Annotated in this window: 13 protein-coding genes; all 13 read left to right on the plus strand. The window is 70.2% G+C overall.

Annotated features, from left to right (window positions below; all coding sequences use genetic code 11):
- The first annotated feature begins 18 nt into the window (after positions 1-18).
- The 13 genes from ACIOTO_RS09545 (at position 19) to iolD (ending at position 16,742) form a co-directional block, all read left to right on the plus strand.
- A complete protein-coding gene (locus ACIOTO_RS09545) occupies positions 19-927 on the plus strand; it encodes a sugar phosphate isomerase/epimerase family protein (protein ID WP_400857599.1) in 909 nt (302 codons plus the stop codon).
- The gene (locus ACIOTO_RS09550) at positions 924-2,087 is read left to right on the plus strand and encodes a Gfo/Idh/MocA family protein (protein WP_400857600.1); all 1,164 of its coding nucleotides are present in this window, start codon (positions 924-926) and stop codon (positions 2,085-2,087) included. The genes ACIOTO_RS09545 and ACIOTO_RS09550 overlap by 4 nt, the downstream gene beginning before the upstream one ends.
- 62 nt (positions 2,088-2,149) lie before the next feature.
- A complete protein-coding gene (locus ACIOTO_RS09555) occupies positions 2,150-3,559 on the plus strand; it encodes an extracellular solute-binding protein (protein WP_400857601.1) in 1,410 nt (469 codons plus the stop codon).
- Between the two features lie 2 nt (positions 3,560-3,561).
- Positions 3,562-4,509, plus strand: coding sequence for a carbohydrate ABC transporter permease (locus tag ACIOTO_RS09560; RefSeq protein WP_091031549.1), 948 nt, complete (start codon positions 3,562-3,564; stop codon positions 4,507-4,509).
- The gene (locus ACIOTO_RS09565) at positions 4,506-5,360 is read left to right on the plus strand and encodes a carbohydrate ABC transporter permease (RefSeq protein WP_197021025.1); all 855 of its coding nucleotides are present in this window, start codon (positions 4,506-4,508) and stop codon (positions 5,358-5,360) included. The genes ACIOTO_RS09560 and ACIOTO_RS09565 overlap by 4 nt, the downstream gene beginning before the upstream one ends.
- Positions 5,360-6,433, plus strand: coding sequence for an ABC transporter ATP-binding protein (locus ACIOTO_RS09570; protein ID WP_400857603.1), 1,074 nt, complete (start codon positions 5,360-5,362; stop codon positions 6,431-6,433). Before ACIOTO_RS09565 ends, ACIOTO_RS09570 begins: the two co-directional genes overlap by 1 nt.
- Positions 6,433-7,689 (plus strand): CehA/McbA family metallohydrolase, encoded by a 1,257-nt coding sequence (locus tag ACIOTO_RS09575; protein ID WP_400857605.1) that lies wholly within the window; start codon positions 6,433-6,435, stop codon positions 7,687-7,689. Before ACIOTO_RS09570 ends, ACIOTO_RS09575 begins: the two co-directional genes overlap by 1 nt.
- A gap of 49 nt (positions 7,690-7,738) precedes the next feature.
- Positions 7,739-10,447, plus strand: coding sequence for a hypothetical protein (locus ACIOTO_RS09580; protein WP_400857607.1), 2,709 nt, complete (start codon positions 7,739-7,741; stop codon positions 10,445-10,447).
- A gap of 41 nt (positions 10,448-10,488) precedes the next feature.
- Entirely contained in the window at positions 10,489-11,445 is a 957-nt protein-coding gene (gene iolC / locus ACIOTO_RS09585; protein ID WP_400857608.1) for a 5-dehydro-2-deoxygluconokinase, read from the plus strand.
- 1 nt (position 11,446) lies between these two features.
- Complete coding sequence (locus ACIOTO_RS09590) at positions 11,447-12,346, plus strand: deoxyribose-phosphate aldolase (RefSeq protein WP_105711241.1); 900 nt, start codon at positions 11,447-11,449, stop codon at positions 12,344-12,346.
- A gap of 25 nt (positions 12,347-12,371) precedes the next feature.
- Positions 12,372-13,895, plus strand: a complete 1,524-nt coding sequence (locus ACIOTO_RS09595; RefSeq protein ID WP_400857609.1) for a CoA-acylating methylmalonate-semialdehyde dehydrogenase — start codon at positions 12,372-12,374, stop codon at positions 13,893-13,895.
- A 25-nt stretch (positions 13,896-13,920) separates the two neighbouring features.
- Positions 13,921-14,832 (plus strand): 5-deoxy-glucuronate isomerase, encoded by a 912-nt coding sequence (gene iolB, locus ACIOTO_RS09600; protein ID WP_400857610.1) that lies wholly within the window; start codon positions 13,921-13,923, stop codon positions 14,830-14,832.
- Complete coding sequence (gene iolD, locus ACIOTO_RS09605; RefSeq protein ID WP_400857611.1) at positions 14,832-16,742, plus strand: 3D-(3,5/4)-trihydroxycyclohexane-1,2-dione acylhydrolase (decyclizing); 1,911 nt, start codon at positions 14,832-14,834, stop codon at positions 16,740-16,742. Before iolB ends, iolD begins: the two co-directional genes overlap by 1 nt.
- Positions 16,743-16,758 lie beyond the last annotated feature (16 nt).

Below are 16,758 nucleotides of genomic sequence, written 5' to 3' on the forward strand. Positions count from 1 at the left end.
ATGGAGAAAGGAAATCGAGTGATCCGTATCGCGAATGCGCCGGTGAGCTACGGAGTCTTCGAGCTGGCTCGGCCGGATCTCGTCGCTCTCCCCGAAGGGGAGGAACTCGCGCGCTGGATCAGCGAAGCCGGCTACCAGGGCATCGACCTCGGCCCGGTCGGCCTCCTCGGTCGCGGGGCGGATCTCACGGATCGCCTGCAGAGGTACGGCCTCGAGCTCGCCGGCGGATGGATCGATCTGCCCTTCGCGGGCACCGATGACGAATTCGAGCGCGCGCTCGCCGACCTCGACGGCATCCTCGACGTCTTCGTCGCCGCCGCCGAGACCGGCCCCGTCCTCGCCCCGCTCCCGACCCTCGCCGACTCCGGCAGTGCCGAGCGCAAGGCGCGCCCCGGTGGTGCTCCCGAGCTCACGCTCCGCGGCGACGACTGGGCCCGGTTCGCCGATCGCGTGAACATCACGACCGCCCGGGTGCGCGACCGCGGCCTCGAGCCCACGTTCCACCACCACGCCTGCACCTACGTGGAGACACCGGAAGAAGTCGACGCCCTGCTCGAGACGACCGATGTCGGACTCACCTTCGACTCCGGTCACCTCCTCATCGGCGGAGGCGACCCGCTGCCCGACTACCGTCGTTGGCGCGACCGCATCAACCACCTGCACCTGAAGGACGCGCGCACGCAGATCCTGCGTGAGGCGCTGCGGACCGACGACCCGATGCGGTCGGTGTGGGAGAAGCGCGTCTTCGTGCCCCTGGGCGAAGGCGACCTGGCCGTCACCGAGCTCGTCGACGAGATCATCGACAGCGGATACGACGGATGGCTGATCGTGGAGCAGGACGTGGTTCCCCGCTCCGCCGCCGAGGTCGAGCAGGCCAAGGCCGAGCAGATCGCCAATCGCGACGCCCTCCGGAAGTGGTTCGCATGAGCATCACGCGCGTCGCCGTCATCGGTCTGGGAGCGATCAGCCAGAGCGTCCACCTGCCGCTGCTGCGCCGGAACGCCGAGAGCTTCGAGATCGCCGCCCTCGTCGACCTCTCCGCCGAGCGCACCGCCGACATGGCCGCCCGCTACGGGGTCGCCGACGACCGTCGGTTCTCCTCCGTCGACGCACTGATCGCCGCGAAGGACGAGGGCGCGCTCGTGATCGACGCCGCCATCCTCGCCACCACGGGCTCTCACGCCGGCGACACGCTGCGCCTGGTGCGAGCCGGCATCCGGGTGCTCGCCGAGAAGCCCCTCGCCTACTCGCTCGCCGAGCTCGACGCGCTCGCCGCCCACGCCGCCGAGACGGGGATCGATCTGCGCGACTGGGTGCGCGTCGGCTACATGAAGGAGTACGACCTCGCATCGCTCCGAGCGAAGGAACTCCTCGCCGATGTCGACCTGCGGGCGGTGAGCGTGCAGGTGATGCACCCGCTGGACGGTTCCCAGCTCGCGTACGCCCGCCTCGCGGCGCCCACCGGCGACGTCTCCCGTGACACCCTCGCGCCGCTGATCGACGCCACGTCGGCGATCGTCGACTCGGCCGTCGGCTCCGACCTCCCCGTCGACCTGCGCACGCTCTACACGAACGTCGTGCTCGGCTCGATCGTCCACGACGTCGGACTGCTGCGCATGCTCGTCGGGGGTCTGGGCGACGTGGACTTCGCGCAGCACTGGGGGCGGAAGATGCCCGGTTCGGTCCACCTGCGCGGTGCGCTCGCCCGTGACGAGACACCGTGGACGCTCGACTGGCACTACATCGACGCCTACCCCGACTACCAGGAGACCGTCACCTTCCACCACGAGACCGGCTCGATCGAGCTCGTCTTCGGGGTGCCGTATGTGACCAACCTCCCCACGATCCTCCGTGTGACCGAGAACCACCCGGAGCTGGGTATCCGCGTGAGCGAATCGCGCTGGATGCAGCAAGAGGCTTTCGAGAACGAGCTGTTCGCGCTGGCGGCACTGGTCCGCGGCGAGCGCCCCGACGGGGCGAGCGTCGAGGAGTCGATCGCCGATGTGCGCGTCGGGCAGCGGATGATCCGCGCGCTCGCGCTCTCGAAGGGCTTCGCACTCGACCCGAGCGCCGAAGCCGCGCAGTAGTCACCCCCACCCGAGACCGAGCGGCATCCGCTCGGCGATCAGCGACACAGAAAGGTCCAGAAATGGTCACGAATGGAAAGCGCCGCCTTCTTGCGGCGTTCGCCCTCACCACTGTCGGTGCGGTCGTCCTCGCCGGCTGCTCCGGAGGATCAGAGCCGGAGGCCGAGGAGGAATCCGGACCGGTCACCCTCACCCTCACGACCAACTCCATCACCGGCGGCAAGAACGCCGCCGAGGCGGATTGGATCGCGGACTGGGTCATCCCCGAGTTCGAGAAGGCCATGAAGGCGGAGGACAAGGACGTCACCGTCGAGTTCCAGCCCCAGGGCGTCGACGACGAGGACTACAAGACCAAGATCGCCCTCGACCTGCAGTCGGGCAAGGGCGCCGACATCATCGGCATGGACGGCATCTGGGTCGGCGAGTTCGCCGAGGCCGGGTACATCAAGCCGCTCGCCGATGTCGGCGGAGACGCGGTCGACGACTGGGACGGCTGGGCGCAGATCCCGGATGCCGTGCAGAACGCCCTCTCGTTCGACGGCGACCGCTACGGGGTGCCGCAGGGCGCCGACGGCCGCGTGCTCTACTACAACAAGGATCTCTTCGCGCAGGCGGGGCTCGACGAGGACTGGGCTCCCGAGAGCTGGGACGACATCCTCGACGCGTCGCGCGACCTCAAGAAGCTCGACGGCGTCACCCCGATCCAGCTCAACGCCGGCACGGCGATGGGCGAGGCGACCACCATGCAGGGGCTGCTGCCCATGCTGGTCGGCACCGGCGAGCAGGTCTACGAGGACGGCAAGTGGATCGGCGCCACCGACGGCATGGAGAAGGCGCTCGACCTCTACGAGACCATCTACGTCGACGAGGGCCTCGGCGACCCGGTCCTCCAGCAGGAGGCCTCGGGACGCGACACCTCGTTCCAGCTCTTCGCCGAGGGCAAGATCGGCATCCTGCTCGAGGGCGACTACTTCTGGCGCTCCGTGATCAACCCCGAGGAGGGCGTGGGAACCGCCCCCATGGCCGACCGTGACAGCGCCGTCGGCTACGCCAAGATCCCGGCGGTCGAGCCCAGCGAGGGCATCGACGGTCAGGACTTCGTCTCGATGTCCGGGGGAACCGGTCGTGTGCTCAACCCCAACTCGAAGCACGCCGAACTCGCGTGGGAGTTGCTCGCCTTCATGAACTCTCCCGAGGCGTATGAGGCGCGTGCCGCCGGCACCCTGGCCATCTCGCCCCGCAACGACGTGAACGAGAAGCTGCTCTCCTCCGACCCGATGCTCACCTTCGTCAGCGAAGAGGTGCTGCCGATCACGGCCTACCGTCCGGGACTCGCGGCCTACCCGCAGGTGTCGGTGCTGCTGCAGCAGGCCACGCTCGACGTCGCCACCGGAACCTCGGTCGACGATGCACTGAAGACCTACGTCCGTGGTCTCGAAGGCGTCGTGGGTCCGGACGCGATCTCCGAGTGACCATGACGCAAGCAACGATGCCGGCGGGGAGCGTCACCACTCCCCGCCGGCGCCGCGCAGAGGATGTCGCGGGTCTCGGTCGGGCCAGGGCCACGCTCTTCGCGGCGCCCGGTCTGCTCCTGATCGGCCTGTTCCTCCTCTTCCCGGCGATCTGGACCGTCTACCTCGGCATGACCAACTACCGGTTGACCGGCTTCGCCGCCGCCAACCCGGAGTTCATCGGCCTGGACAACTTCTCCACGGCTCTCAACGATCCGCGCTTCTGGAACTCGCTGTGGCTCACGCTCGTCTTCGTGCTCGTCTCGGGCATCATCGGGCAGACGATCCTCGGCTTCGCGCTGGCCTGGATGCTGCGCAACGTGCGTGCGGGGGTGAAGACCTTCATCGAGACGCTCGTGCTCGCCGCCTGGGTCATCCCCGCCTCGGTCGCCTCGTTCCTCTGGCTCGCGCTCCTGGATCGGCGCACCGGCACCCTGAACTCCCTCCTCGGCACCGAGGGGGCGGCGTGGCTGATCGAGCACCCGATGGAGTGCATCATCATCTTCAACATCTGGGTCGGGACCGCGTTCTCGATGCAGCTGTTCTCCTCGGCGATCAGCGCCGTGCCGCCGTCGCAGCTCGAGAGCGCGCGCATGGTCGGTGCCAACACGTGGCAGCAGCTGCGCGACGTGATCCTGCCCAACATCAAGGGCCACCTGCTGACCAACACCCTGCTGATCACGCTGTGGACGTTCAACACCTTCACGCCCTACCTGCTCACCGCGGGCGGGCCGAACGGTCAGACCGACATCCTGTCGGTGTACATCTACCAGACCGCCATCCCCGGCGGGCAGCTGGGTCTCGGTGCAGCGATCTCGCTCATCATGCTCCTCATCAACCTCGTGATCGCGCTGATGTACACGCGCGTCTCGCGGGGTAAGAGCACCAAGAAGAAGAAGGTGACCTCATGATGACCACCATCAAGACGGTCGTGCGCGACCGCTCGGTGACCCACTTCGTCTCGCGGATCCTGTTCACGGTCGTGCTCGTCATCGTGTCGCTGTTCTTCGCGCTGCCGATGGTGTGGCTGATCCTGGCCCCGTTCGACGCGACCCCGTCGCTGACGGTGTCGTGGCCGGACTGGACGCTCGACAACTTCGCGCGGCTGGTCGAGAACCCGTACGCGATGAAGTCGATCCTCAACTCGCTGATCCTCGGCGTCGGCACCATGGCGCTCGTGATCGTCCTCGGCGCCCTGGCGTCATATGCGATGAGCCGGATCAGCATCCCCGGCCGCGACGGCATCCTCTACGGTCTGCTGCTGCTCTCGTCGATCGTGACGGGGACGGCGGCCATGGTGCCGACGTTCCAACTCATCAACCAGCTCCAGCTGATCAACACGCACGTCGGCGTCATCCTGGTGCTGGCGGGCGGGATCCTGCCGACGGTGATCTTCATCCTCAAGGACTTCATGGACTCGATCCCGAAGTCGTACGAGGAGTCGGCGCGGCTGTACGGCGCCGGCCCGTTCCGCATCCTCAAGGACATCGTGGTGCCGATCGCCCGCCCGGGTCTCGCGTTCATCGCGATCTGGACGATCGTGCAGGTCTGGGGCAACTTCCTCGTTCCGTTCCTGCTGCTGCGCACGCCCGACATGCAGCCGGCCGCCGTGCTCATGTACACCTTCTACACCGAGAGCGGCCAGGCCGACCTCCGTCTGATCTCGGCGTTCTCGCTGGTGTTCTCGGTGCCTGTCCTGCTCATCTACTTCTTTGTGAACCGTCGCTACGGTTTCCGCTTCCACGGAGGGATCAAGTCCTGATGGCCGCCATCATTACAACCGAACTCGTCAAGGAGTACCCCGGCGGGGTGCGCGGCGTCGACAGTGTCGACGTCGAGATCGCGGACGGCGAGTTCTTCGCGCTCCTCGGCCCCTCCGGCTGCGGGAAGACCACGCTGCTGCGGTCGATCGCGGGTCTGGAGAGCATCACCTCCGGAAAGCTCACGATCGGCGAGAAAGACGTCACGAATGCGGAGCCGGGCGAGCGCGGCGTCGCGATGGTCTTCCAGGACTACGCGCTGTTCCCGCACATGGACGTGGGCGACAACATCGCCTACCCGCTGCGGATCCGCCGCGTGGGGAAGACCGAGCGCCGCACCACGGCCGAGTCGGTCGCGAACGGACTGTCACTGAACGGACTCATCGAGCGCCGCCCCGGCCAGCTCTCCGGTGGTCAGCAGCAGCGCGTGGCTCTCGCCCGCGCCGTCGCGACCCGGCCCGACGTGCTGCTGCTCGACGAGCCGCTGTCGAACCTCGACGCCCGGCTGCGCCTCGAGGCGCGCACGTTCCTCAAGGAGCTGCAGCGCGACCTGGGCGTCACCACCGTGTTCGTGACGCACGACCAGGCCGAGGCGCTCGCGCTCGCCGACCGGATCGCGGTCATGAAGTCCGGCAAGCTCCAGCAGATCGGCTCGCCGCGCGAGATCTTCCACCGCCCGAACAACACCTTCGTCGCGGGGTTCATCGGCTCGGTGCCGATGAACCTGCTCGAGACCGCGGTCTCGGGCGCAACCGTGCGGATCGGTGAGTCCGACGTGGCGGTGCCCACCGAAGCCGCCGCCGCCGCGCGCGACGGCCAGACCGTGATCTGGGGCATCCGTCCCGAGTACCTGCGCTGGTCGACCGAGCCCGTCGAGGGCGGTATCGCCGCCGAGGTCGTCGTGACCGAGACCCTCGGTGCGACGAGCCTGGTGCTCGTGAGCGCGGGGGAGCACAAGCTGCAGGTCGTCGTGCCCGAGGAGCAGGAGCCGGCGCCGGGCGACCGTGGCTGGATCGTCCCGCAGCTCCACCGTGTCCTGCTGTTCGACGCCGAGAGCACCGAGCGGATCGGCTGATGAGCACCATCCGCACCACCCTCCACCTCACCCACGAGATCCAGAACGCCGACCGCTACGTGCGGGTGCCGTTCGACGTGCCCGCGGGCACCGACTCGCTCGAGGTGCGCATCTCCTACGACAGCGAGGCGGCGGTGATCGACCTCGGCTGCGAGGGCGCCGCAGGGTGGCGCGGATGGTCGGGCGGAGCGCGGACCGCGTACGTGATCCGCACCGACGACGCCACGCCCGGGTACCTGCCGGGGCGTCCCGAGGAGGGCGAGTGGAATGTGATCCTCGGCGTGCACCGGCTGAGTGCCGGCGGCGCCGACATCACCGTCGAGATCTCGCTCCCCGCGGAGTCGACGATCGATCACGGACCGGATGCGGCCCCCGTGACCGGGGTCCCGCGGGGGAGTTCGAGAAACCTCCCGGCGCCCGCCGGCCTGCGCTGGTTCGCCGGGGACTTCCACGCCCACACCCTCCACTCCGACGGCCGCGAGAGCATCTCGGGGCTCGCCGCACTGGGCGCGAGGGCCGGGCTCGACTTCCTCGCCGTCACCGACCACAACACCACGAGCCACCACGCTCACCTCCCGGGTGTCGGGATGCAGCACGCCATCACGCTGCTCCCCGGGCAGGAGGTGACCACGCACCGCGGTCACGCGAACGCCTTCGGGGACATCGGCTGGATCGACTTCCGCCGCCCCGCGCAGGAGTGGGTCGACGAGGTCGAGCGCCGCGGTGGCGTGCTCAGCGTGAACCACCCGATCTCGGGCGACTGCTCGTGGCTGCATCCGCTGGAGCGCACCCCGCGGGCGATCGAGCTGTGGCACTCGACCTGGTATCGGGAGCTCATCGCGACCTCGCCGCTCGCCTTCCACGAGCGGTGGGACAAGGATGCCGTGCTCCTCGGCGGCGCCGACTTCCACATGCAGAGCCAGGGCGTCGGCCCGGGCACCCCGACGACCTGGGTCGCGGCGGAGGATGCCTCGCCCGAGGCGATCCTCGCCGGAGTCGCCGCCGGGCGCACCGCCATCATGGGCGGGGTGACCGTGCGCGACGGGCTCACCGCGCCGGACCTCTTCACCGCCCCCGTGCTCCTGCGCATCGAGGACGAACTGCTCGCCATCGACGCCGACGGCCTGATCCTCGTCGACGGCGCCGGCGAGCGCCGCTCGGTGCACGGTGATCGCGTCGCGTTCCCGGCCGAGCGCTCCGCCGGCCCCCACTACCTGCTGCACCCCGACCGCAGCATCGCCGCCCTGTGCGCCTGACCGGCCGCACGCCCCACACCTTTCCCCAGAGAATCAGGAGTCCCCGCCCGTGACCAGTGAGATCGTCGTCGTCCCCCACACCCACTGGGACCGCGAGTGGTACGAGCCGCACGATGTGTTCCGTCTGCGCCTGGTGCACATGCTCGACCGGCTGATCGGCATCCTCGAGGCGGAGCCGGAGTACCGGTTCACGCTCGACGGACAGGCTGCGGCGATCGAGGACTACCTCGAGATGCGCCCGGACATGCGCGACCGGGTCGTGGCGCTGGTCGAGCGGGAGCAGCTCAGCGTCGGCCCGTTCCTCATCCTCCTCGACGAGTTCGGCTGCGACGGCGAGACGATCATCCGCAACCTCGAGCTCGGCCGCGCCGCGAGTGCGCGTCTCGGACGCACGATGCCCGTCGGCTACCTCCCCGACATGTTCGGCCACGCGGCCCAGATGCCGCAGATCCTGTCGGGCTTCGGCATCCGGCACAGCGCCCTCTGGCGCGGCGTCCCCGCCGACATCGCCGAGCACGCCTTCTCGTGGGTCGCCCCCAACGGCGACGCCGTGCGGTGCGAGTACCTCTTCGACGGCTACGGCAACGGACTCGACATGTTCGCCCTGCCGGGGCAGCTGCCCGAACTCGCCCCCGACTACGCCGCCCGCACCGCATCCTGGTACGGCGACGACCCGGTGCTCGCGATGCTGGGCACCGACCACTCGGCACCGCCCGAGGACCTCGCCGAGGTCATCCGCGACTACGACGCGGGCGGGCGCGAACCGCACCTGTCGATCGCGACGCTCGACGGCCACCTCGCCCGCTACGCGACGGATGCCGCCACCCTCGCCGCCCTCCCGCAGGTGCACGGTGAGATGCGCTCGCACGCCCGCGGCAACCTCCTGCCCGGCGTCTTCTCGATCCGCACGAACCTCAAGCGCGAGATGGCCCGCTCCGAGCAGGCGCTCACCGCCGCGGAGCGCCTCGACCTGATGTACGGCACCCGCGACCACCGCTCCTTCTTCGACACGGCCTGGTACCGGATCGTGGAGAGCACCGCGCACGACTCCGTGACCGGATGCGGCGTCGACGCGACGGCCGAGCAGGTGGGCACGCGCATCCACACCGCCGGCCACATCGCCCGCGGCGTGATCGACACCGTGCTCCGCGACGTCTCGACGGCCGTCTCGCCCGCGCTGCACCTCGTGTTCAACCCCTCGGGCTTCGCGCGGCGCGCGCAGGTCGAGGTCACGCTGCACGGGGTCGACGCGGGCTCGCTCTCCGCGGGCGTCCAGCTGCTCGACCCGCTGACCACCGTCCTCGGCGACGAGCGGATGCGCACGGCCGACCTGCCGAAGATCCTCCGCCGCATCCACGGCCGCGAGCTCTTCGGCCAGCAGATCAACGGCTACGAGTGGGGCGAGCGGTCGCTGCGCTTCCAGGTCGCCGAGAGCCCGCAGGGCGTATGGGACCTGGCGACGTTCACCGTGGAGCTCGAGGAGCGCGTCGCCGCGGATGCCGCGGGTGACGACGTCTGGCACGTCGAGACCATCGCCGACCCTCGGCACCGCGCACTCCTGGCCGTCGACGTCGACGGGCTCGCGCTCGCCGCGGTCGGCGAGACCACGGCGCCGGCATCGGCTGACGCGGTCACCGTGACGTCCGGATCGCTCTCGAACGGGGCCCTCACCGCGACCGTGAACCCCGACGGCACCGTCCGCATCGACGGCGCGGACGGCTCGTCGATCGACGGCGCGCTCGCTCTCGTCGACGACGGCGACTGCGGCGACTCGTACAACTACGGCCCGGTCGATGCGGCATCCGCCGTCTCGGCGCCCTCGTCGGTCGAGGTGACCGTGCTCGAGGAGGGTCCGCTGCGCGGCCGCATCCGCATCCGCCGGGTCTACGACCTGCCGGAGCGCCTGGACGCGGACCGCCGGCGCTCGACCTCGACGGTGCCGCTCGTGACCGAGACCACGATCGAACTGCGCGAGGGTGAGGGCTTCCTGCGCGTCGGCATCGACTACGTGAACACCGCCTCCGACCACCGGCTCCGGGTGCTGGTGCCCGTCGACGGCGCCGGGCTCGACTCCTCCCGCAGTGCCGGGCAGTACGGCACGACCGTGCGCGGACGCGAGGCCGAGGGGGGCTGGGGCGAGTTCCCGCTGCCGACCTATCCGGCGTACCGCTTCGCCGCGGCGGGCTCGACCGCGGTGCTGGTGCAGAAGCTGTCGGAGTACGAGCTGGTGTCGACGGCCGACGCGCCGGATGCTCTCGCGGTCACGCTGTCGCGCTCGGTCGGGATGATGAGCGTGAACGTGCATCCGCTGCGCGACGAGCCGGCCGGATCCGAGATCCCCGTGCCGGGCGCCCAGTACCTCGGAGTCGCCGTGCACACCGATCTGGCGATCCTGGTCGGCGCCGACGATGCCACCGCGGTGCGCGCCGCCGATCTCTTCCGGCACGACCCGCTCGTCGTCCGCGGTTCGGGTGCGGCCGACGGCCCGCTGCCCGAGGCGGCGTTCCCCGTGCGGCTGTCGGGTGATGTCGTGCTCGAGTCGGCGCGACGCGTCGGTACCGAGGCCGAGCTCCGGTTCGTGAACTACCTGACCGAGGAGCGCGAGGTGGCGTTCACGTCACCCGGCGACTGGGCGCGGGTCGACCTGGCCGGTGAGGTGCAGGACGGCGCCTTCGACGCGGCGGCTGCTCGTGCCGTCGGCGGCGGGATGCTCAGCATCCGCCGGGCGATCGACGGATCTCGGCAAGTGAGCGACTAAGTGCTAATGTTAAGACAAATGAGCGAGAGGGAGGAGGCGCGATGACCGAGCACTCACCGGCCCCGGAGATCCTGGCCATCGGGCGTCTGGGCGTCGACCTGTATCCGCTGCAGGACGGCGTCGGCCTCGGCGAGGTCACCAGCTTCGGCAAGTACCTCGGCGGCAGCGCCGCCAACGTCTCGGTCGCTGCTGCGCGGTACGGCCACGACACCGCCCTGCTCTCCCGCGTCGGGGACGACCCGTTCGGGCGATACCTGCGCACCGAGCTCGAGCGCCTCGGGGTGCACAGCCGGTACGTCGCGACCGACCCGACGTACAAGACCCCGATCACGTTCTGCGAGATCTTCCCGCCCGACGACTTCCCGCTGTACTTCTATCGCGAACCGACCGCCCCCGACCTGCAGATCCGGCCGGGAGACGTCGACGAGGCCGCGGTGCCGCAGGCCGCGCTCGTCTGGTTCACCGCGACCGGCCTGAGCGAGGAGCCGAGCCGGCAGACGCACCTCGACCTTCTCCGGGCGCGCGGGCGCCGAGCGCACACGGTGTTCGATCTGGACTACCGCCCCATGTTCTGGGAGACAGCCGACGACGCCCGCGTGCAGATCCAGCGGGCGCTGGAGTTCGCCACGGTCGCCGTGGGAAACCGCGAGGAGTGCGAGGTCGCGGTCGGCGAGACCGACCCGCAGCGTGCGGCGGATGCGCTCCTCGAGCGCGGCGTCGAGCTGGCGATCGTGAAGCAGGGACCCCGCGGCGTGCTCGCCAAGACGCGGTCGAGGCAGGTCGAGATCCCCGCGACCGCGGTCGAGGTCGTGAACGGACTCGGTGCCGGCGACGCGTTCGGCGGTGCGCTCTGCCACGGACTGCTCGCCGAGTGGGAGCTGGAGAAGACATTGACCTATGCGAATGCGGCGGGCGGCATCGTCGCCGGCCGCAGAGAATGCTCGACGGCGATGCCGACCGAACGCGAGGTCGCCGAGGTCGTGAACGGAGATGCGTGAGATGACAGCCCTGACCGAAGAGGACTTCCACCGGCTCCGGACGGTGCGCGCGGAGTCGCCGCACGCGATCCGCGAGACGTTGGCCGGACGTCGCCGCCGCGACATCATCCGTGGGGACGGACGGCTGTTCATCATCGCCGCCGATCACCCCGCACGCGGTGCGCTCGCGGTCGGCGGGTCGCCGTTCGCCATGGCCGACCGCTACGAGCTGCTCGATCGGCTCGCGATCGCCCTGCGGCATCCGGGGGTGGACGGTGTGCTCGGCACCCCCGACATCATCGACGACCTGGCGATGCTGGGCCTGCTCGACGACAAGATCGTCGTCGGGTCGATGAACCGCGGCGGGCTCCGCGGAGCGACCTTCGAGATGGACGACCGCTACACCGGGTACGACGTGCCGGCGATGGTGGACTCCGGCATCGACTTCGCCAAGGCCCTGCTGCGCGTGAACCTCGACGACGACGGGACGGCCCCCACGCTGGCCTCGACGGCCGACGCGGTGACCGCGGCCGCACGGGCCGACCTGCCGATCATGCTCGAGCCGTTCCTGAGCCGCCGGGTCGACGGCCGGGTCGTCAACGACCTGAGCCCGGATGCCGTGATGCTGTCGATCGCGATCGCCAGCGGTCTGGGTGCGAGCAGCGCCAGCACGTGGCTGAAGCTGCCGGTCGTCGACGACATGGAACGCGTGCTCGCGGCGACGACGCTGCCCGTGCTGCTGCTCGGCGGCGACGCGGGCGCAGACCCCGACGACACGTTCTCGTCCTGGGAGGACGCCCTGTCGCTCCCCGGCGTGCGCGGCCTGACCGTCGGCCGCACTCTCCTCTATTCGTCGGACATCGACGTGGCATCCGCCATCGACGTCGCGGCCTCCCTCGTCCACCCCGGGCTGACCGCCTGATCGCCCTCTCCGCAGAAGGACACGCATGACCTCCGCTTCCGACGTCCCCGTCATCGGCCACTGGATCGACGGCGCCGCCCGCGCCTCCGCGAGCGGTCGCACGGCTCCCGTCCACAACCCCGCGACGGGGGCGGTGACCGGGCAGGTCGCCCTGGCCGACGACTCCGAGATCGCGGACGCCATCGCGTCCGCGCAGCGCGGATTCCAGGTGTGGAGCGCCTACTCGATCGCGCGGCGCCAGGCGGTGATGTTCGCGTTCCGTGAGCTGCTGAACGCGCGCAAGGGGGAGCTGGCGGCGATCATCACGGCCGAGCACGGCAAGGTCCGCTCCGATGCGATGGGCGAGATCCTGCGCGGACAGGAGGTCGTGGAACTCGCGACCGGCTTCCCGCACCTGATCAAGGGCGCGTACTCGGAGAACGTCTCGACCGGCATCGACGTGTACTCCCTCAAGCAGCCGCTCGGCGTCGTCGGCATCATCTCCCCGTTCAACTTCCCCGCGATGGTGCCGATGTGGTTCTTCCCGGTCGCGATCGCCGCGGGCAACGCCGTGGTGCTCAAGCCCAGCGAGAAGGACCCGTCCGCCGCGCTCTGGCTCGCCGCCCTCTGGGCCGAGGCCGGGCTGCCCGATGGCGTGTTCACCGTGCTGCAGGGCGACAAGCAGGCGGTGGACGGGCTGCTGGAGAGCCCGGACGTCGCTTCGATCTCGTTCGTCGGCTCGACGCCCATCGCGCAGTACATCTACGAGACCGCGTCCCGCCACGGCAAGCGCGTGCAGGCGCTCGGCGGCGCGAAGAACCACATGCTCGTCCTGCCGGATGCCGACCTCGACCTCGTCGCCGACCAGGCCGTGAACGCGGGATTCGGCGCGGCGGGGGAGCGGTGCATGGCCGTCTCGGTCCTGCTCGCGGTCGAGCCGGTGGCGGACGAGCTGATCGAGCGCATCTCGCAGCGCATCGCGGGGCTGCGCATCGGCGACGGTGCGGGCGGTGCCGACGGCGAGCCCGACATGGGTCCGCTGATCACGGCGGAGCACCGCGCGAAGGTGTCGGGCTACGTCGACATCGCCGAGGCCGACGGGGCGCGCATCGTGGTCGACGGCAGAGGGTTGACGGTCGACGGGAACGAGGACGGCTTCTGGTTCGGGCCGACGCTCATCGACGAGATCCCGACCTCCTCGCGGGCGTACCAGGAGGAGATCTTCGGGCCGGTGCTGTCGGTGGTGCGGGTGCAGACCTTCCAAGAGGGGGTCGACCTGATCAACTCCGGCCGGTTCGGCAACGGGACCGCGATCTTCACCAACGACGGTGGGGCGGCCCGCCGCTTCCAGCACGAGGTCCAGGTCGGGATGATCGGCATCAACGTGCCCATCCCGGTTCCCGTCGCGTACCACTCGTTCGGCGGGTGGAAGGCATCGCTGTTCGGCGACGCGAAGGCGTACGGTGTCCATGGCTTCGACTTCTTCACCCGCGAGAAGGCGATCACCAGTCGCTGGCTCGACCCCGCCCTCCACGGCGGCATCGACCTCGGCTTCCCCCAGAACAGCTGAGCAGCGGATGCGGGCAGGAGAGGCCATGACCGAGGACGGGAACTGGTTCCACCGCCGGGGCGCGATCGGCCGCGACGGCTGGGAGAGCGTGGTCGACGACGCGACGCCCGGCTGGGCGCACACCGGCATCCGCATCGGCGAGCTCGGCGCGGGGGAGAGCCTCGCGCTCGGCGACACCGGGGTGGAGCGGATCGTCGTGCCGCTCTCCGGGTCGTTCTCCGTGGCGCACACCGAGGAGGGATCGACCGCCGAGACGCTGCTCGCCGGTCGCCGCTCCGTGTTCGACGGTCCGAGCGACGTGCTCTACCTCTCGGCGGCGGCCACGGCGGTCATCACGGGCTCCGGTCGGGTGGCCGTGGCTTCATCGCCCACCTCCGTCGTGCACCCCACTCGGCACATCCTCGCGGCCGAGACCCCGGTCGAGCTCCGTGGCGCCGGCGCCTCCAGCCGACAGGTGCACAACTTCGGCACGCCGGAGACGCTCGACGCCGAGCGCCTCATCGTGTGCGAGGTCATCACCCCCGCCGAGAACTGGTCGTCGTACCCGCCGCACAAGCACGACGAGCACGTGCCGGGGAGAGAATCCCGACTCGAGGAGATCTACTACTTCGAGGCGGCGCCCACGCGCTCCGGCGGAGACGCCGCCGCCGACGACGCGGCCTTCGGGATGTTCGCGACGTACTCCTCGGGTGCCGGCGAGATCGACATCGCCGAGCGGGTGCGCACCGGCGACATCGCGCTGGTGCCGTTCGGGTTCCACGGTCCCGCCGTGGCTGCCCCCGGCTACGACCTCTACTACCTGAACGTCATGGCCGGCCCGGACCGGGAGCGGTCCTGGCTCATCACCGACGACCCCGCGCACGCGTGGGTGCGCGACAGCTGGAGCGGGCAGGTCATCGATCCGCGGCTGCCCTACCGAGCAGAGGGAGAACTCTGATGCAGACCAGACGGATGACGGTCGGCCAGGCGCTGGTCGAGTTCCTCTCGCGGCAGTGGACGGTCGACGGCGACATCCGCGAGCGCACCGTGCCCGGCATGTTCGGCATCTTCGGCCACGGGAACGTCGCCGGTCTCGGGCAGGCGCTGCAGCAGTACAACCTCGAGCAGCCCGACCTGATGCCCTACCACCAGGCCCGCAACGAGCAGGCGATGGTGCATCAGGCGGTGGGGTTCGCCCGGATGCATCGGCGCAGGGCGACGTTCGCGAGCACGGCCTCGGTCGGTCCCGGCGCCACGAACATGCTCACCGGTGCGGCGCTCGCGACCACCAACCGGTTGCCGGCGCTGGTGCTGCCGAGCGACACCTTCGCCACCCGGGTCGCCGACCCCGTGCTGCAGCAGTTGGAGCGCCCGCACGACATCGGTCTCACCGTGAACGACGCGTTCCGCCCGCTCTCGGTCTTCTTCGACCGGGTGCAGCGCCCGGAGCAGCTGTTCTCTATCGCGCTCGCCGCGATGCGCGTCCTCACCGATCCCGCCGAGACCGGTGCGGTGACCATCGCCCTGCCCGAAGACGTGCAGGCCGAAGCGCTGGACGTGCCCCTCGAGTTCCTCCAGGACCGAGAGTGGCACATCCGCCGACCACTGCCGGAGCGCGGACCGCTGGCGCGGGCGGTCGCGGCGATCCGTGGCGCGAAGCAGCCGCTCCTCGTCGCGGGCGGTGGCGTCATCTACTCCGAGGCGGAGCAGGCGCTGCGGGCGTTGGTCGAGGCCACCGGCATTCCGGTCGGCACGACGCAGGCGGGTGGCGGCGCGCTGCCGTGGGACCACCCCCAGTACCTGGGCGGAATCGGCGCGACCGGCACCACCGCGGCGAACCGCATCGCGGCGGAGGCCGACGTCATCATCGGCGTCGGCACCCGGTACAGCGACTTCACGACGGCGTCCCGCACGGCCTTCCAGAACCCCGATGCGGTGTTCGTCAACATCAACGTCGCGGCCTTCGACGCCTACAAGCACGGCTCGCAGCTGCCCGTCGTCGCGGATGCCAGGGAGACCCTGGTCGCGCTGCGCGACGAGCTCGACGGATACCGCGTCGCACCGGGCCTGAGCGCGCGGATCGCCGACGAGAAGCGCGAGTGGGATGCGGTGGTCGACCGGGCCCTCGCTCCCACGGGCCGCGAGCTGCCGGGTCAGCCCGAGATCATCGGCGCCGTGCGCGGGGCCGTGGCCGACGAAGACGTGATCGTGCAGGCGGCCGGCTCGCTCCCGGGCGACCTGCACAAGCTGTGGCGCGTGAGCGACCCGCTGGGCTATCACGTCGAATACGCGTACTCCTGCATGGGCTACGAGATCGCGGGAGGCCTCGGCGTCAAGCGCGGGCTCACGGCAACCGGCGACGAGCGCGACGTCGTCGTCATGGTCGGCGACGGCTCGTACCTGATGCTGAGCTCCGAGCTCGCGACGGCCGTGGCCGAGGGGATCAAGATCATCGTCGTGCTCATTCAGAACCAGGGCTATGCCTCGATCGGGCACCTCTCGGAGACGGTCGGCTCGGAGCGCTTCGGTACCGAGTACCGCCGCTACGACGGCGAGGCGCGCAACTTCCAGCGCGGCGACGTGCTGCCGGTCGACCTCGCCATGAACGCGCGCAGCTACGGCGTCGACGTCATCGAGATCGCGAAGGGGTCCGCGGCGGTCGACGACCTGCGCGCCGCGGTCGCCGCTGCGAAGGCCTCCGAGCGGACGACGCTCATCCATGTCGAGAGCGATCCGACGGTCTACGGCCCCGACGGCGAGGGCTGGTGGGATGTGCCGGTGGCCGAGGTCTCGAGCACCGAGACCGCGCGACGGGCGCGCGCGGAGTACGAGGGTCAGCGCGCCGCACAGCGCCCGCTGCTGGGGTGAGTCGGGTCGGGCCGCC

Origin of the sequence: Microbacterium sp. NPDC087592, assembly GCF_044743585.1 — a bacterium.
Taxonomy (GTDB): Bacteria; Actinomycetota; Actinomycetes; order Actinomycetales; family Microbacteriaceae; genus Microbacterium.